This is a genomic window from Leisingera sp. NJS201, assembly GCF_004535885.1.
Classification (GTDB): Bacteria; Pseudomonadota; Alphaproteobacteria; order Rhodobacterales; family Rhodobacteraceae; genus Leisingera.
Map to the genome: position 1 here is coordinate 2,399,126 of NZ_CP038234.1, position 15,460 is coordinate 2,414,585.

Annotated in this window: 11 protein-coding genes and 2 pseudogenes; 8 read left to right on the forward strand and 5 right to left on the reverse strand. The window is 62.3% G+C overall.

Translation table 11 applies throughout. The features are described 5' to 3' along the window. The first annotated feature begins 116 nt into the window (after positions 1–116). From putA to ETW23_RS11865, 3 genes are all read left to right on the forward strand, one after another. A complete protein-coding gene (gene putA / locus ETW23_RS11855) occupies positions 117–3,530 on the forward strand; it encodes a bifunctional proline dehydrogenase/L-glutamate gamma-semialdehyde dehydrogenase PutA (RefSeq protein ID WP_134830102.1) in 3,414 nt (1,137 codons plus the stop codon). A gap of 53 nt (positions 3,531–3,583) precedes the next feature. Then, positions 3,584–4,354 (forward strand): rhomboid family intramembrane serine protease, encoded by a 771-nt coding sequence (locus ETW23_RS11860; RefSeq protein WP_134830103.1) that lies wholly within the window; start codon positions 3,584–3,586, stop codon positions 4,352–4,354. Between the two features lie 338 nt (positions 4,355–4,692). After that, positions 4,693–5,073 (forward strand): GFA family protein, encoded by a 381-nt coding sequence (locus ETW23_RS11865; RefSeq protein WP_129371243.1) that lies wholly within the window; start codon positions 4,693–4,695, stop codon positions 5,071–5,073. A 101-nt stretch (positions 5,074–5,174) separates the two neighbouring features. Here the strand turns inward: ETW23_RS11865 and ETW23_RS11870 are convergent, their stop codons facing one another. Then, positions 5,175–5,960 carry an inositol monophosphatase family protein gene (locus ETW23_RS11870; RefSeq protein ID WP_129371244.1) on the reverse strand — a complete coding sequence of 262 codons (786 nt, stop codon included), beginning with the start codon at positions 5,958–5,960 and terminating at the stop codon, positions 5,175–5,177. Between the two features lie 190 nt (positions 5,961–6,150). On the opposite strand from ETW23_RS11870, the gene ETW23_RS11875 reads away from it, so the two are divergent. Then, a complete protein-coding gene (locus ETW23_RS11875) occupies positions 6,151–7,170 on the forward strand; it encodes an NADP-dependent oxidoreductase (protein WP_134830104.1) in 1,020 nt (339 codons plus the stop codon). 84 nt (positions 7,171–7,254) lie between these two features. On the opposite strand, the gene ETW23_RS11880 is transcribed toward ETW23_RS11875, so the two are convergent. Next, the gene (locus tag ETW23_RS11880; RefSeq protein ID WP_134830105.1) at positions 7,255–8,160 is read right to left on the reverse strand and encodes a LysR family transcriptional regulator; all 906 of its coding nucleotides are present in this window, start codon (positions 8,158–8,160) and stop codon (positions 7,255–7,257) included. A gap of 98 nt (positions 8,161–8,258) precedes the next feature. Between ETW23_RS11880 and metF the strand changes: the two genes are divergently transcribed. The 3 genes from metF (at position 8,259) to ETW23_RS11895 (ending at position 10,303) form a co-directional block, all read left to right on the forward strand. Then, entirely contained in the window at positions 8,259–9,128 is an 870-nt protein-coding gene (gene metF, locus ETW23_RS11885) for a methylenetetrahydrofolate reductase [NAD(P)H] (RefSeq protein WP_129371247.1), read from the forward strand. Positions 9,129–9,192: 64 nt separating this feature from the next. Further along, the gene (locus ETW23_RS11890; RefSeq protein ID WP_134830106.1) at positions 9,193–9,675 is read left to right on the forward strand and encodes a PaaI family thioesterase; all 483 of its coding nucleotides are present in this window, start codon (positions 9,193–9,195) and stop codon (positions 9,673–9,675) included. Positions 9,676–9,787: 112 nt separating this feature from the next. Beyond that, on the forward strand, positions 9,788–10,303 hold the full coding sequence (locus tag ETW23_RS11895) for a DUF2867 domain-containing protein (protein WP_134830107.1): 516 nt from the start codon (positions 9,788–9,790) through the stop codon (positions 10,301–10,303). 61 nt (positions 10,304–10,364) lie between these two features. On the opposite strand, the gene ETW23_RS11900 is transcribed toward ETW23_RS11895, so the two are convergent. The 3 genes and pseudogenes from ETW23_RS11900 to ETW23_RS11910 form a co-directional block, all read right to left on the reverse strand. Continuing rightward, entirely contained in the window at positions 10,365–11,441 is a 1,077-nt protein-coding gene (locus ETW23_RS11900) for a DUF2235 domain-containing protein (protein ID WP_129371250.1), read from the reverse strand. Further along, a pseudogene (locus ETW23_RS11905) lies at positions 11,419–13,715 on the reverse strand (xanthine dehydrogenase family protein molybdopterin-binding subunit). The gene ETW23_RS11900 and the pseudogene ETW23_RS11905 overlap by 23 nt, the downstream one beginning before the upstream one ends. Before the next feature lie 49 nt (positions 13,716–13,764). After that, complete coding sequence (locus ETW23_RS11910; RefSeq protein ID WP_134830108.1) at positions 13,765–14,916, reverse strand: type III PLP-dependent enzyme; 1,152 nt, start codon at positions 14,914–14,916, stop codon at positions 13,765–13,767. A 106-nt stretch (positions 14,917–15,022) separates the two neighbouring features. Between ETW23_RS11910 and ETW23_RS11915 the strand changes: the two are divergent. Then, positions 15,023–15,459: pseudogene (locus ETW23_RS11915) on the forward strand (Lrp/AsnC family transcriptional regulator). The last annotated feature ends 1 nt before the right edge of the window (position 15,460 follow it).

Here is a 15,460-nt window from a genome sequence, read left to right on the forward strand (position 1 = left end):
ACCTTTCATATTTTTCGCGCTTTCGCCTGATTATCCCCCATTTTTAGGCGATTGTCCCGCCGGAAAGGGTGTATCTTAAACAAAAGCCCTGCACACCCTATTGTGGAGTTCCCCGCATGACCACCCAACCAAAACTGCGCTACCGGATCGATGCCGGCACCTATGCCGACCAAACCGCGGTGCGTGACCAGCTGATTGCCCAGGCGGCCCTGTCTGACGCCGACCGTGTCCGGATCAGTTCCAGTGCTGCTGCCCTGGTGCGCGATATCCGCGGCCATTCGGCGCCGGGCCTTATGGAGGTGTTCCTGGCCGAATACGGGTTGTCGACAGATGAAGGGGTCGCGCTGATGTGCCTCGCTGAGGCGCTGCTGCGGGTGCCCGATGCCGACACCATTGATGCGCTGATCGAGGACAAGATCGCGCCCTCCGACTGGGGCAAGCATCTGGGCAAGTCAACGTCTTCGCTGGTCAATGCCTCAACCTGGGCCTTGATGCTGACCGGCAAGGTGCTGGACGAGGATCGCAGCCCCATCGGGGCGCTGCGCGGCGCCATCAAGCGTCTGGGCGAGCCGGTGATCCGCACCGCCGTAAGCCGCGCGATGAAGGAAATGGGCCGCCAGTTTGTGCTGGGCGAGACCATCGAAAGCGCCATGGACCGCGCCGCCGGGATGGAAGCCAAAGGCTATACCTACTCCTACGACATGCTGGGCGAGGCCGCCCGCACCGAGGCAGACGCAGCCCGCTATCACCTGTCCTATTCCAAGGCGATCTCGGCAATTGCCGCTGCCTGCAATAGCGACGACATCCGTAAGAATCCCGGCATTTCGGTGAAGCTTTCCGCGCTGCACCCGCGTTACGAGCTGGCGCAGGAAAGCAGCGTGATGGAGCATCTGGTGCCGCGGCTGAAGGCGCTGGCGCTGCTGGCCAAAGCCGCGAAAATGGGCCTTAACATCGACGCCGAGGAGGCCGACCGCCTGTCGCTGTCGCTGGAGGTGATCGGCGCCGTGGTCTCGGACCCCTCTCTGGCCGGCTGGGACGGGTTTGGCGTGGTGGTGCAGGCCTATGGGCCGCGCACCGGACTGGCCATCGACGCACTGCATGAAATGGCTGAGAAATACGACCGCCGTTTCATGGTGCGGCTGGTGAAAGGCGCTTATTGGGATACCGAGATCAAGCAGGCGCAAGTCGAAGGCGTCGATGGCTTCCCGGTGTTCACCAACAAGGCGCTGACTGATGTGTCCTATATTTCCAACGCCCGCAAATTGCTTGGGATGACGGACCGGATTTATCCGCAGTTCGCAACTCACAATGCCCATACTGTTGCCGCCATCCTGCATATGGCCGCGGACAAGGACAACGCAACCTACGAATTCCAGCGCCTGCACGGGATGGGCGAAACCCTGCACCAGATGGTGCTGGAGCAGAACAAGACCAACTGCCGGATTTATGCGCCTGTTGGCGCGCACCGGGATCTATTGGCCTATCTGGTACGCCGCCTGCTGGAAAACGGCGCCAATAGCTCCTTCGTGAACCAGATCGTGGACGAGAATGTCTCTCCCGATGTCGTGGCCGCGGACCCTTTCGCGGCAGTTGCCGATATCAGCCGCAAGATCCCGACCGGGCCTGAGCTGTACGCGCCCGAGCGCCCGAATTCCAAAGGCTTCGACCTGGGTCACGCGCCGACGCTGGCCGCTATTGAAAAAGCCCGCGCGCCCTGGCGGACCCATCAATGGCAGGCCGGACCGCTGCTGGCAGGCGATGCCCGGCCTGAGACTGCCAAGGATGTGACCAACCCCGCCGACCTGAGTGTGACCGGCACCGTCAGCCAGTGCAGCCCCGAGGATGTCGAACTGGCGCTGGCGCTGGCCGACCCTTGGGACGCGCCTGCAGCAGAACGCACCGCGATCCTGAACAAGGCTGCCGACCTCTATGAGGAAAATTTTGGCGAGCTGTTCGCCATCCTCGCCCGTGAGGCCGGCAAGACCATCCCCGATGCTGTGGCCGAACTGCGCGAGGCGGTGGATTTCCTGCGTTACTATGCGGCGCGCAATTCTGATGCGCCGCCTGCAGGCATTTTCACCTGTATTTCACCCTGGAACTTCCCGCTGGCGATCTTCACCGGACAGGTTGCGGCAGCACTTGCCGCCGGCAACGCTGTGCTGGCCAAACCCGCCGACCAAACGCCGCTGATCGCCCACCGCGCCGTGCAACTGATGCATGAGGCTGGCGTGCCGCGCGCAGCCATGCAGCTGGTGCCGGGCCGTGGCAGCGTGGTTGGTGCCGCCATCACATCGGACCCGCGGGTCAATGGCGTTGCCTTCACCGGCTCCACCGCAACAGCGATGCGTATCCGCAAGGCGATGGCCGACAACCTGCAGCCCGGCGCCCCGCTGATTGCGGAAACCGGCGGTCTGAACGCGATGATTGTCGATTCAACCGCGCTGCCGGAACAGACAGTGCAAGCTGTGATCGAAAGCGCCTTCCAGTCGGCCGGCCAGCGCTGCTCGGCGCTGCGCTGCCTTTACCTGCAGGAGGACATCGCCGACACCGTGCTGAAGATGCTGAAAGGGGCGATGGACTGCCTGCATCTGGATGATCCCTGGCATCTGTCGACTGACAGCGGACCGGTGATTGACGAAGGCGCCCGGGCTGGCATCCTTGCCCATGTCGCCAAGGCCCGCGCTGAGGGCCGGGTGCTGAAGGAAATGCGCGCGCCGCAAGGCGGCACCTTTGTGGCGCCCACCATGATCGAAATCCCCGGCATCGGCGCACTGGAGGAAGAGATCTTTGGCCCCGTCCTGCATGTGGTCCGATTCAAATCCCAACAGTTGGATCAGGTGATTTCAGACATCAATGCAACCGGTTACGGGCTGACCTTCGGGTTGCACACCCGTATCGACGACCGGGTGCAGCATGTCTGCGACCGGGTCCATGCGGGCAATATCTATGTGAACCGCAACCAGATCGGCGCCATTGTCGGCAGCCAGCCGTTCGGCGGCGAGGGTCTGTCCGGCACCGGCCCCAAGGCCGGCGGCCCCTATTACCTCAGCCGTTTCTGCGCGCCGGACCGGCAGCAAAGCAACGCGGTATGGGAGACCACCTTTGCCGAACTGCCCGGGGAAAGCGGCGTGCCTGCGCGCGCCGTGACCACCTCCCTGCCCGGCCCGACCGGGGAATCGAACCGCCTGACCGTCTCGGCCCGTCCGCCGCTGTTGTGCATGGGACCGGGGCCCGAGGCTGCGGCGGAACAGGCCAAAGAGGTGATCAGCCTCGGCGGCACCGCGATTGAGGCGCATGGCATGTTCGACCTGCACCGGCTGGAGGCGATCCAAGGCATTGCCGGCGTGCTGTGGTGGGGCGACGAGGCGACAGGCCGCGAGATCGAACAATGGCTGGCCAAGCGCGACGGCCCGATTATACCGCTGATCCCGGGCAAGCCCGACCGCGCCCGAGTCCTGGCTGAACGCCACGTCTGCGTCGATACCACGGCATCAGGCGGCAATGCGGATCTGCTGGGCGGCAACGCCTGAGCTGCGCCCGATAAGTGCTTGACGCTGGGCCGTTTCCGGCCCAGCGTTCCCCCATGTTTCCGATCCGCGACCACAACCCGTCCGGGCGCAAGCCCTATGTCGTCTATGCGCTGATGGCGGCGAATATCCTGGCCTATGTCTACTACACGGCCAGCTATGCCAGCCCCCGCGCGCTGGCCTATTTCTATGACGCCTATGCGGTGGTGCCGGCCGAGGTCAGCCACGGCTACGGGTTCGAGACCCTGTTCACATCAATGTTCATCCACGCAGGGCTGATGCATCTGGGCGGCAACATGCTGTTCCTGTGGATCTTCGGCGACAATCTGGAAGATGAGATGGGCCACATGCCTTTTCTTGCGTTCTACCTTGCCAGCGGTATCGGCGCCGGGTTGATACACGTCTATTCGGCGCCCGGTTCCATGGTGCCCACAGTGGGGGCCTCTGGCGCAATTGCGGGCGTCATGGGCGGCTACCTGCTGATGTTCCCCAAGGCCCGCGTCGATATCCTGCTGGTGCTGATCATCTATTTCCGCATCTTCACCATCCCCGCCTTTGTGATGCTGGGCGTCTGGCTGGCGATGCAATTCTTCGGAGGCCTCGGTGCCGATCCCGACCAAGGCGGTGTCGCCTATTGGGCCCATGCCGGCGGCTTTGCCGTCGGGTTGATCCTGTGCCTGCCCCTGTGGCTGCGGCGCGGCGGCCCGGCGTTCTGGAACCGGACGCATGGATCACCGCCGCATCCGGAGAACGAATATGAGTATTCCGCCAGCCGCATCCCCAAACTGCCGCGCAAGAAGCGCAACCCGGGACCTTGGGGGAAGTAGAAAGACGGCAAAGAGTTCGGGTCAAGGAAATGCCGGAATTGATGTCCCCTCAGGCGGGCTCGATAAGCCAAGGCCGGATTGCAACGGCCGCAACGAAAAGCTGTTCTGTCAAAGACAAGAAAGGCTGACCTGAAACCGGAACGCAAAGCCTTATTGACCAGTGCTTGGATTGAAGCTGTTCAACTGCAAAAGGCGCCCGTTGATCGTCAAGCGGCCTGCTGTGATAATAATCTAAAAGTAATGCAGGCCGCTCTAACCCGATTCCCCTCCCCCAGAAGAAGACCGGGATGTCCGGGATGTAGGGCTGCAAAAGACTGTGTCCAGCAGAGGAACCCCAAATGCCCCAGCTCAAAGCCACCTGCCACTGCGGCGCCGTTGAGATTGAAGCAGAGTTTCCCGAGGGCCTCGCCTCGGCTGCGCGCTGCGATTGCTCGTTCTGCCGCCGCCGCGGGGCGGCTGCAGTCACCGCCATTGCCGCCAGCCTGAAGGTGCTGAAAGGGGCAGAAAACCTCAGCCTCTACACCTGGGGCAGCCATACGGCGAAACACTATTTCTGCAAGACCTGCGGTATCTACACCCATCACCAGCGCCGCTCAGACCCCAAGGAATGCGGTGTCAATCTGGGCTGTATCAAGGGTGCCAATCCGCGGACGCATCCCGAGACCTATGGCGAGATCCCGTGGAACGACGGGATAAATCACCCGTCTGATCAGCGATAACTTTTGCCCGGCCGATAGGCGGGCGCAGTCCTCATCCAATCACACAAAACAAAAAACGCGGCGCAATGGCCGCGTTTCACATTCTCAGTCTTACGGGCAATTCAGCCGCGGATCACCTTGGCGAAGCTATCAAAGATCGGCTCGTTCGAGCACACCACAGAACCGGAATCGATAATGCCCGCTTCGGGGTCGATTGCCTCGGCAAACCCGCCGGCTTCTTTCACGATGATGATGCCTGCGGCCAGATCCCAGGCGTTCAGGCGGCGTTCCCAGAAGCCCTCGTAACGGCCTGCGGCCACATAGGCCATGTCCAGTGCGGCAGAACCCCAGCGGCGCACACCGGCGCAGGCGGGCATCAAGCGGGCCAGATCCTGCAGCGTCAGCGGCAGATCGGCACGGCCGCCGAACGGCACGCCGGTGGCAAAAATCGATTCAATCATCCGGTGACGGCCCGAAACCCGGATACGGGTGTCATTCATCCAGGCACCGGCGCCCTTTTCGGCAAAGAACATCTCGTCCTTGGCAGCGTCATAAACGACGCCTGCAACGATCTTGCCCTTATGCTCCAGCGCGATCGAGATCGCCCAATGCGGCAGCCCGTGCAGGAAGTTGGTGGTGCCGTCCAGCGGATCGACGATCCAGCGGCGGGTCGGATCCTCGCCGTCTTCCTCACCGCCCTCTTCGGCCAGCCAGCCATAGGTCGGGCGCGCATTGCGCAGATCGTCCTTGATGATCTTTTCAGCGGCGATGTCGGCCTTGGAAACAAAATCGCCGGCACCTTTCATCGACACCTGCAGGTTCTCCACCTCGCGGAAGTCTTTCACCAGGGAACGGCCGGCCTTGCGGGCGGCCTTGATCATCACATTGAGGTTTGCGCTGCCAATCATGTCTGCAGAATCCTGTCACGTCGGGGAGATGCCGGTCAAACCGTGCCTATACGCCCCCTGCCCGCAGTTGCCAAGGGGCTTTGCCGCATTGAGGGTTCCGGGCCTGACGCCCGGTTACAGCTGTCAGGGCGGTTGAATTCCTGTGTTGCGGCGCCCAAACTCCAACGCAATCAGATCAAGGAACATTCCCATGCCCGACCAGATGCAGCGTATCGTGCTGGCCAGCCGCCCCGAAGCCCAGGCCAGCGAAGACAATTTCCGCCTTGAGGCGGTGGACCTGCCCCAACCCGGCGAAGGTGAAGTGGTTGTAAAAGTTCATTATATGTCGCTGGACCCCTATATGCGCGGCCGCATGAACGCGGGCAAATCCTATGCTCCGCCGGTCGAAATCGGGGAAACCATGACCGCGGGCGGTGTCGGCGAAGTGATTGCCTCAAACAGTCCGGAGTTTGCTCCCGGCGACTTTGCCCTGGGTATGTTCGGCTGGGCCAGCCATGCCTGCGCCCACGCCTCAGAGCTCCGCAAGCTGGACCCGCAGATGGCGCCGCTCACCACCGCGCTCGGCGCTCTCGGCATGCCGGGGTTTACCGCTTGGCATGGCTTGGACGCTTATGGCCGCCCGCAGGCAGGTGAAACCCTGGTGGTCGCGGCTGCAACCGGCCCGGTGGGGTCAATGGTCGGGCAGCTGGCGAAACAGGCAGGCCTGCGCGTGGTCGGTGTCGCGGGCGGCGCAGACAAATGCAATCTGGCGGTTGAGACCTTCGGCTTTGATGCCTGCCTGGACCACCGTGCCTATGCGGATGCCGGAGCGCTGAACGAGGCACTGGCCGCTGAATGCCCCGATGGCATCGACATCTACTATGAGAACGTCGGCGGCAAAGTGCTGGAAGCGGTGCTGCCCTTGATGAACCCCCATGGCCGGATCCCGGTCTGCGGCATGATCGCCTGGTACAACAGCGCAGAAACCGATCTGACCGCCCCCGCCGTCTGGCGCACGGTCCTGACCCAGTTCCTGTCGGTGAACGGTTTCATCATCTTCAACCACTACGACCGCTATCCGGAGTTCCTGAAGCAGGTCGCGCCAAAGATCGCCGGCGGCGATATCAAATACCTGGAAGACATCGCCGAAGGGCTGGAAAACGCCCCCAAGACCTTTCTGTCGATGATGCAGGGCGGCAATACCGGCAAACAGATCGTCAAACTGGTCTAAGGCCGGGCGCAGCGCTGACGGTATCACGCAACCGCGCGGAGCGGGCACGGAAGCCGGAACGGCGCCCGGCCGCTCCGCGCCTTGTCAAACATGCTGCAGCTTGCGCGCCTCGACCTTGGCCAGTCGGATCAGTTCCTGCATATAAGGTTTCTCGCGGTCCTCCACCCGGATCGCCGCATACAGCCTGCGGGTGATCCCCGATTTGGTCAGCGGCCGGGTCACATAATCCGACGAGTACTTCACCTCCCGCACCACCCAGTCCGGCAGCACCGACACACCGCGGTTTGACGCCACCAGCAGCAGGATCACCGCTGTCAGCTCAACCTGGCGGATCGACGCAGGTTCCACTCCTGCAGGGATCAGCAGCTGGCTGAACACGTCCAGCCGGGTCTTGTCCACGGGGTAGGTGATCAGGTTCTGACCAATAAAATCCGCAGCCTCGACAAACGGTTTCTCCGCCAGGGGATGCTGGGCCGATGCAACAAACACAGCATTGTAATCAAACAGCTCAATAAACTCGACGCCGGCGATGTCCTCGGGATCGGAAGAGACCACCAGATCCACCTCCTCTTTCTGGAGCGCGGGCAAGGCATCAAAGGCCAGGCCGGGGCGGATATCCACATCCACATCGCCCCAGTTCTTGCGGAACCCCTCAAGCACCGGAAACAGCCATTCAAAACAGGCGTGGCATTCAATGGCGATGTGCATCCGCCCGGTATTGCCATCCCGCAAAGAGGAAAATTCCGCTTGTGCGGCCGCAAGTTGCGGCAAAACCTGTTCGGCCAGCCGCAACAGGCGCAGGCCCGCCGGTGACAGTTTCATCGGCTTGGACCGGCGGATAAACAGCTCCACCCCGGCCTGTTCCTCCAGCCCCTTCACCTGATGGCTCAATGCGCTTTGGGTGATGTTCAACTGATCCGCGGCGCGGGCCAGCCCGCCGGCCTCGTGGATGGCCTTGATCGTGCGGAGGTGACGGAACTCAATATGCATTCTTTAGTCGCGCTCATGTTGTTCTTGAGGATTATGAAATTGTCTCACAATGCTGCACATGCAACAAGAGCTGAAATCAACCTAGCGAGAGACCTGAGATGACGACGCCCAAGATTTCCTTTGAATTCTTCCCGCCGCAAAATCTCGAAGCCTCCTTCCGGCTTTGGGACACCGTGCAAGTCCTCGCCCCGATGGACCCGCGGTTTGTGTCCGTGACCTATGGCGCAGGCGGCACCACCCGCACCCTGACCCGCGACGCAGTGGCGACACTGCACAAATCCTCCGGTCTGAACGTGGCTGCGCATCTCACTTGCGTGAATGCTTCCAAGGCCGAAACGCTGGAGATCGCTGACCAGTTTGCCGAAGCCGGCGTGACCGAGATCGTCGCCCTGCGCGGCGATGCGCCCAAGGGCGAAAGCAAATTCACCCCGCATCCCGACGGTTTTGCCAATTCGGTGGAGCTGATCAAAGGGCTGGCGCTGCGCGGTAATTTCAACATCAAGGTCGGCGCCTACCCGGACCGACACCCGGAAGCTGCGGATCAGGCAGCGGACGTGGAGTGGCTGAAGCGCAAGCTGGACGCAGGCGCGGATGAGGCGCTGACCCAGTTTTTCTTCGAGGCCGAGACCTTTTTCCGCTTCCGCGATGCCTGCGAAAAGGCCGGGATTGATGGCAGCAAGCTGACCCCCGGCATCCTGCCGATCGAAAACTGGAAAGGCGCGCGCAACTTTGCCAAGCGCTGCGGCACCATCATCCCGGATTGGGTTGAGAACGCTTTTGAAAAGGCGCTGCGCGATGACCGCGAGGAATTGCTGGCCACGGCGATCTGCACCGAACTGTGTTCGGACCTGCTGGAGGGCGGCGTCGACAAGCTGCATTTCTACACGCTGAACCGCCCTGAACTGACCCGGGATGTCTGCTTTGCCCTGGGCGTCATCCCCAAGGTCTCGCTTCAGAACGTGGCGTAAGCCTTGCGGGCTCCGGCGCGCGGTTTCAAATGGAGGGCACATCCCCGCCAAGGACCCGCGCGCTATGTATTACGCTGAAAAAACCGCCGACCTGCTGTCAGGGGAACAGATCACCCGGATATCCGGTCTGGACTTCATGCAAGGCATCCTGGACGGCCGCCTGCCGGGTCCGCCGATTGCCGAAACGCTGGGGTATCATCTGCACAGCGTCGAAGACGGCCGGATTGTGTTCCGCGGTACGCCGGAATTTCCCGTCTGCAACCCAATGGGCACCGTGCATGGCGGCTGGTACGGCACACTTTTGGACAGCGCCATGGCCTGTGCGGTGATGACCAAGGTGCCTGCAGGGTCGGTCTACACAACGCTGGAATACAAGATCAACATCCTGCGGGCGATCCCGCTGGGCACCGCCATCGACTGCAGCGGCAGCATCGACCATGTGGGACGGTCCACCGGTGTGGCACATGGCGAAATCCGGGGAATTGAAGACGGACGCCTCTATGCCACCGGCTCCACCACCTGCATTGTGATGAAGATCGCCGCGTGATGAAGGTCGCCGCGGGCTGACCTTTTGGTGCAAACGCCTTCCGGGCTTGCCCGCCGCCTTCATCTGTCTATGCTCCAGCAGGACACACGCAGGACCGGAAAGAGGGCTGATCATGCCGCCAAACAGTCTCGGCCGGGCCGCCACAGCCCGCATTCAAATCCTTGCTCCTGCCAAGGAGCTGGATTTTCTGGATACGCAATCCGTTGTTCTGCCGGCGCCTGTCACCCCGCTGGAGGCCTGGAACATCATGCACGCAAAGCCATTGCCGGGCATCAAGCTGGCCTTCCGGCTGCGCGACGCCATTTCCGCATGTTTCGGGGTTAAACGCATCGGCGGCATTTCCCGGACCCCTAAAGAGGCAGTGCAAACGGGCGACAAGCTGGATTTCTTTCTGGTGGAGGCCCTGTCGGATGAAGTGATGACTCTTACGGTCCGGGATCGGCATTTGGATGTCATGGCCTGCGTTTGCTCCAGCAGCGGTGTTCTGTCAGTGACGTCCTCCGTCAAAACACATAATCTGTTTGGCCGGGTTTACATGATCCCGGTCCGGCCGGCCCACAAACTGATTGTGTGGCTGTCACTGAAACGGCTGCGCCGGGAGTTTGACCGGCGGGCAGCTGCCGACTGACATTGCCGCCTGCGCCCGGTTTCATCCGCTAACGGTTTACGGGAAACGTCAGGCCCGCCCTTCAGGTCTTGGAGAACCTGGTCAGCCAGCCGCCAGCCGACCCATCGGGGGTTTTGCCGGTGCTGACGCTGCTGTGCAACCGCTCACTGCCGTCCAGTCCAACCCGGCGGCGGCTGCGCAGCAGGAAAATCTTACCCCAGCCGCGCCAGGTGCCAACAGACGGCGCCTTGGGATCGACCGGAAACCGCATCCGCCAATCCAGCGGCAGCGGCAAGCCGCGGTCTTCGGCCTTTTCCAGCATCCACACCAAAGAGACGTTGGCCTTGGGCCGGGCTTCCTCATAGCCGCCAAGCTGGCCGCCGACGTCACCATGGGCGCCGCGGAACCAGACCTGCTCCACATGTCCGCCCCAGTCCTTTGGGCAATCCCACAACACTGGTTTGAAAACATCGCGTGTCTCGTCCAGCGCCAGCGCGTGGTAACCGCTTTTGACATGGTGGCCCAGGTGGTGGTTGTGGAAGTTGTGCCGGTTCTCCGCCCAGCGCCACAGCAGCGGCAGGCGCAGCCCCAAAGCCTTGACCGTGTCCCAGGCGCCGACCATTTCAATCTCGACTTCTTCGTGGCAATGCGCTGCCGTAAATGCACTCGACGTCTTGGACCGCCCGTTCAGACGGTAATGCCGGTAGGCGGTGCGGATATTGCGCACGGTCGCATGTTCTGCCTGCAGCAGGCCGATCCGGTCGATCACCCCTGCCAGCGAACGCACTGCATAGGCGCCGCGGGAATAGCCGAACAGATAAATCCGGTCGCCGGGCCGGTAACGCGAAGCGAGATAGCCATAGGCCCGGCGGATCTGGCGATTGATGCCGCGCCCCATCATCACATCGGGGGCGCTGCCCCAGCCTTTCCACTGAACGCCGGATTCATAAAAAACCGAGACCTGCCCGCCCATTTCGCGGCACAGACGGAACAGCTGGCCGGCATGGGTTTCATGCCCCTCTTCCAGCGTCGACATGGTGCCGTCCAGGATGATCACATGGGCATGCGGCCCGCGCAGCTTGGTTTCGCCGGAGTGTTCCGAGCGCAGCGGCCGTCCAAGCCACCCTAGAACCTTCTTACTCAGCTGCCTCAGAAACATCCCTAAGCACTTCCCAAACTCTCAGCGGGGTGAACGGCATGTCCACTTGCCGCACGCCGCAGTCCCAGACCGCGTCCTGCACCGCATTTGCAACAGCGGCCAGCGCGCCAACGGTGCCTGCCTCGCCGCAGCCTTTCATCCCCATCGGGTTCTGTGTCGACGGCACAGGCTCGGAGGTAAAACCAATCATGGGGACGCCATTGGCCCGCGGCAAGGCATAGTCCATGAACGAAGCTGTGAGCAGTTGTCCGTCAGAATCATAGACAACATGTTCCAGCATGGCCTGTCCCAGCCCCTGTGCCACCCCGCCATGCACCTGCCCTTCGGCCAGCATCGGGTTGATCAAATTACCAAAATCGTCAACTACAGTGTAGCGCACGACGTCGGATTGCCCAGTCTCCGGATCAATAACAATTTCGGCAATATGTGCGCCGTTCGGAAACGAGCGCCCCGGCAGCCGGGCCCGCGCCGCGTGACGCTGCAGATCGAGCCGGCCTTGCGCGCGGGCCATCTCTGCCGCTTCCAGCATCGTGGGGGTCAGGTTCGATCCAGGCGCCCGGAAGGTTTCGCCGTCAAACCCGACCGCCTCTTCGTCCACACCCATCTCCTCCGCCAGGAAGGGGATGAAGGCGGCAATCATCGTATCCACTGCGGCCAGTGTGGCGTTCGCCTGTGTCGTCACAGACCGCGACCCGCCGGTGCCGCCGCCCGTGGCAATGCGGTCACTGTCGCCTTGGATGACATGGATATTTTCCGCCGGTATACCGCTTTGGTCGGCCAGGAACTGGGCATAGACGGTTTCATGCCCCTGCCCGTTGCTTTGCGTGCCGACATAGATATTCACCCGGCCACCCTCCAGAAACTCCACTTCCGCGCCTTCTGAAGGATCGCCCAAAATGCTTTCGATATAGTAACAGACCCCAACGCCCCGGTACTTGCCGCGTTTACCATCTGCGGCGCGGCGGGCAGCGAATCCCTTCAGGTCCGCCTCTTCCGCAGCCCGGCTCAAAACTCTGTCGAAGTCGCCGACGTCATAGGTCTCTCCTGTCACGGTGCCATAGGGGAAGGCCGCCGGTTTGATAAAGTTGCGCCGCCGCAGCTCCAGCGGGTCCACACCCAGCTCGCGCGCGGCGCGGTCCATCGCCCGCTCCAGCACATAGATCGCCTCGGGCCGCCCGGCGCCGCGATAGGCATCCACTTGCGTCGTGTTGGTATAGATCCCTCCACCTGCAGCCAGGCGGTCTGAATGTCATAGACGCCCGCCAGCACCCGGCTGAACAACTGGGTCTGGATCGGCTGACCGAAATGCGAATTGTAAGCGCCAAGATTGCAACGGGTGCTGACCCTGTAGGCGGTGATTTTCAGATCCGCATCAAAGGCCAGTTCCGCCAGCGAGGTCAGATCGCGCCCGCCGTTGTCGCTCAGCATCGACTCGGTCCGGTCGGCGATCCAGAACACCGGGCGGTCCAGCGCGCGGGCGGCCTGGGCGACAACGAAATATTCCGGGTAGGGAAAAGCCTTCATGCCAAAGCCGCCGCCCACATCCGGGATCGTGACTTTGACGTCGGCCTCATCCAGACGCATCTTGGCCGCCAGCTGGGATTTGATCGCCCAGACCCCTTGCCCGCCAAAGGTGAAATGCAGCCGCCCGCCTTGCCATTCGGCAAAGCAGCCGCGCGGCTCCATCGAGTTGACGATGATCCGGTTGTCATCGACCTGCAGCGCAACGGTATGCGCCGCGGTGCAGAAAGCCTCGGCCGTTGCGGCCTCATCCCCCAGGCCCCAGTCAAAGGCCGTGTTGTCCGGCACCTCCGAATGCAGCGCCTCGCCGCCCGGCAAGACGTCCATCTTCGCAGGCAGATCGTCGATATCCAGCTCAATCAGCTCACCGGCATCACGGGCCTGGTCCAGCGTCCCGGCAATGACCACCGCCACCGGTTCCCCCACATAACGCACCCGGTCCCGTGCCAGCATCGGCCGTTCCGGCGCGGCGCCGGCGGTGCCATCCCGGTTCTTCACTGTGGTGCCATCCATCGACACATCAAGGCCGGCGGCTTCAAGATCCGCCAGGGTGATCACCGCGTGAACGCCTTCACCTGCGCGGGCGTCCTCAACGTTCAGCGCCGTGATCACGCCATGCGCCACCGGGCTGCGCAATACCCAGGCGCGCAGGGCACCCGCTGGGGCCGCATCCTCGATGTACTGCCCCTGACCGGTCAGAAAACGCAGGTCCTCGACCCGTTTCACCGGCTGACTTTTACCGAATTTGTCCATGCTTGCCCCCTTGTTCGCGCTGGCTGGCGTTCCGGGGGCGAGACTAACCTCAGCGGGCAGCTTGTCCAGACAGCTCGATCACCGTCGCCACGTCAGACAGGCCATAACCGTTGAATTGCGTGCTCATGGCGGAAGAATAGGCGCCCAGCCCTGGAAACAGCACATAGTCGCCGGTCACGGCATCACAGGGCAGCGGCAGCCCGTCCGGCAAACGGTCCAGACTGTCACAGGTGGGCCCGAACACCACACGCGGCTTACGCGCGCCCGTGCGATGGGCGCCATCCCCCCCGACAACTTCCACCCGGCCCGGCAGCCCCATGTCGCGGATATCCACCAACCCGCCATAGATGCCGTCATTCAGGAACACCACCTCACCGCCTTTGCGCATCCCCTTGATACGGGCCGCCAAGGTGAAGCTTTCGGAGACCATCGCCCGGCCCGGCTCGCAGATCAGCGTGGGTTTGTCTGTGCCAAATGCCGTGTCCGCGGCTTTGGAAATGGCGGCAAAGACCTTCTCCAGATCCGGCGCCACACCATCCCGGTTGGCCGCAAAGCCGCCACCCGCATTGAGACGGGCGATCTTCACTCCCGCCGCGTCCACAATCCGCTTGGCAGCGTGAACATATTCCACCCATGCGCTTTCATCCTCGCACTGGGTGCCCGGATGGAAACACAGCGCAGGTGTCCAGCCCTCCGCCGCCACCTGTTTCAGCAGCTCTATCGCTTCTTCCGGGGCTGCGCCGAACTTGCTGCCAAAATCATAGGCCGCTCCGGCCACCGGCAAGGCAAATCGCACCGCAATCTCGCAAGAGCGCGGCACTGCGGCCAGTTTCTCCAACTCGCTCAGCTCATCCACCGACCAGCTGGCGACACCATGTTCGATCCCCGCCGCGACTTCGGCAATGGAGCGCATCGGATTGTTGTAATGCATCACCGCATCTGGGCTGGCAGCACGCACTGCAGCCATTTCCGCAGGCGAAGCGACATCAAATGCAGTGATCCCCGCCGCCACCAGATTGGACAGCACGGCAGGGTGCGGGTTGGCCTTCACCGCATAGGTCACCAGTCCTGGAAACCCTTCGCGGAACCGCCCCGCAACCTCGTGCAATACCCGCGGCGAGAAATACAGGATCGGGTGATCCGGTGCGCTGCGGGCCAGGTGGGATTCAGGGGAAAGCCAAAGCGGTGGAATTTGCTGCATCAGGAAAAGCCTCGTTTATTTTGCATATTTTCCGACAAATTCCCGTCGATTCCGCTCGTCACTTTTTTTATAGTGACGAAAATAGACGTCACATCGAAGGAATAACATGCAAACCGACGATACCGATCAGCGTCTTGTCACCCTGTTGCGGGAAAACGCCCGCCGTCCGGTGGCGGAACTTGCCCGGCATCTGGGGCTGGCCCGCACCACGGTACAGGCGCGGATCGAACGGCTGGAAACAACCGGGGTGATCACCGGCTATACGCTTAAATCCTCGGCTGCCTCCCGCCCGCCGCTGCAAGCCACGGTGCTGATGTCGATTGAGCCGCGCTCGGGCCTGAGGTGCTCGCCCGCCTGCGCAGCCTGCCTGGGGTTGAGGTCGTGCATACAACCTCAGGACGGTTCGACCTTTTGGCTCAGGTGGTGGCGCAAAGCACGACCGAGCTTGACAACACCATCGACCACATTGCCGAGGCCCGTGGCGTGCGCTCCTCTGAGAGCCTGATCCATCTGGCAACAAAACTGGACCGGACCGGGCAGTAAA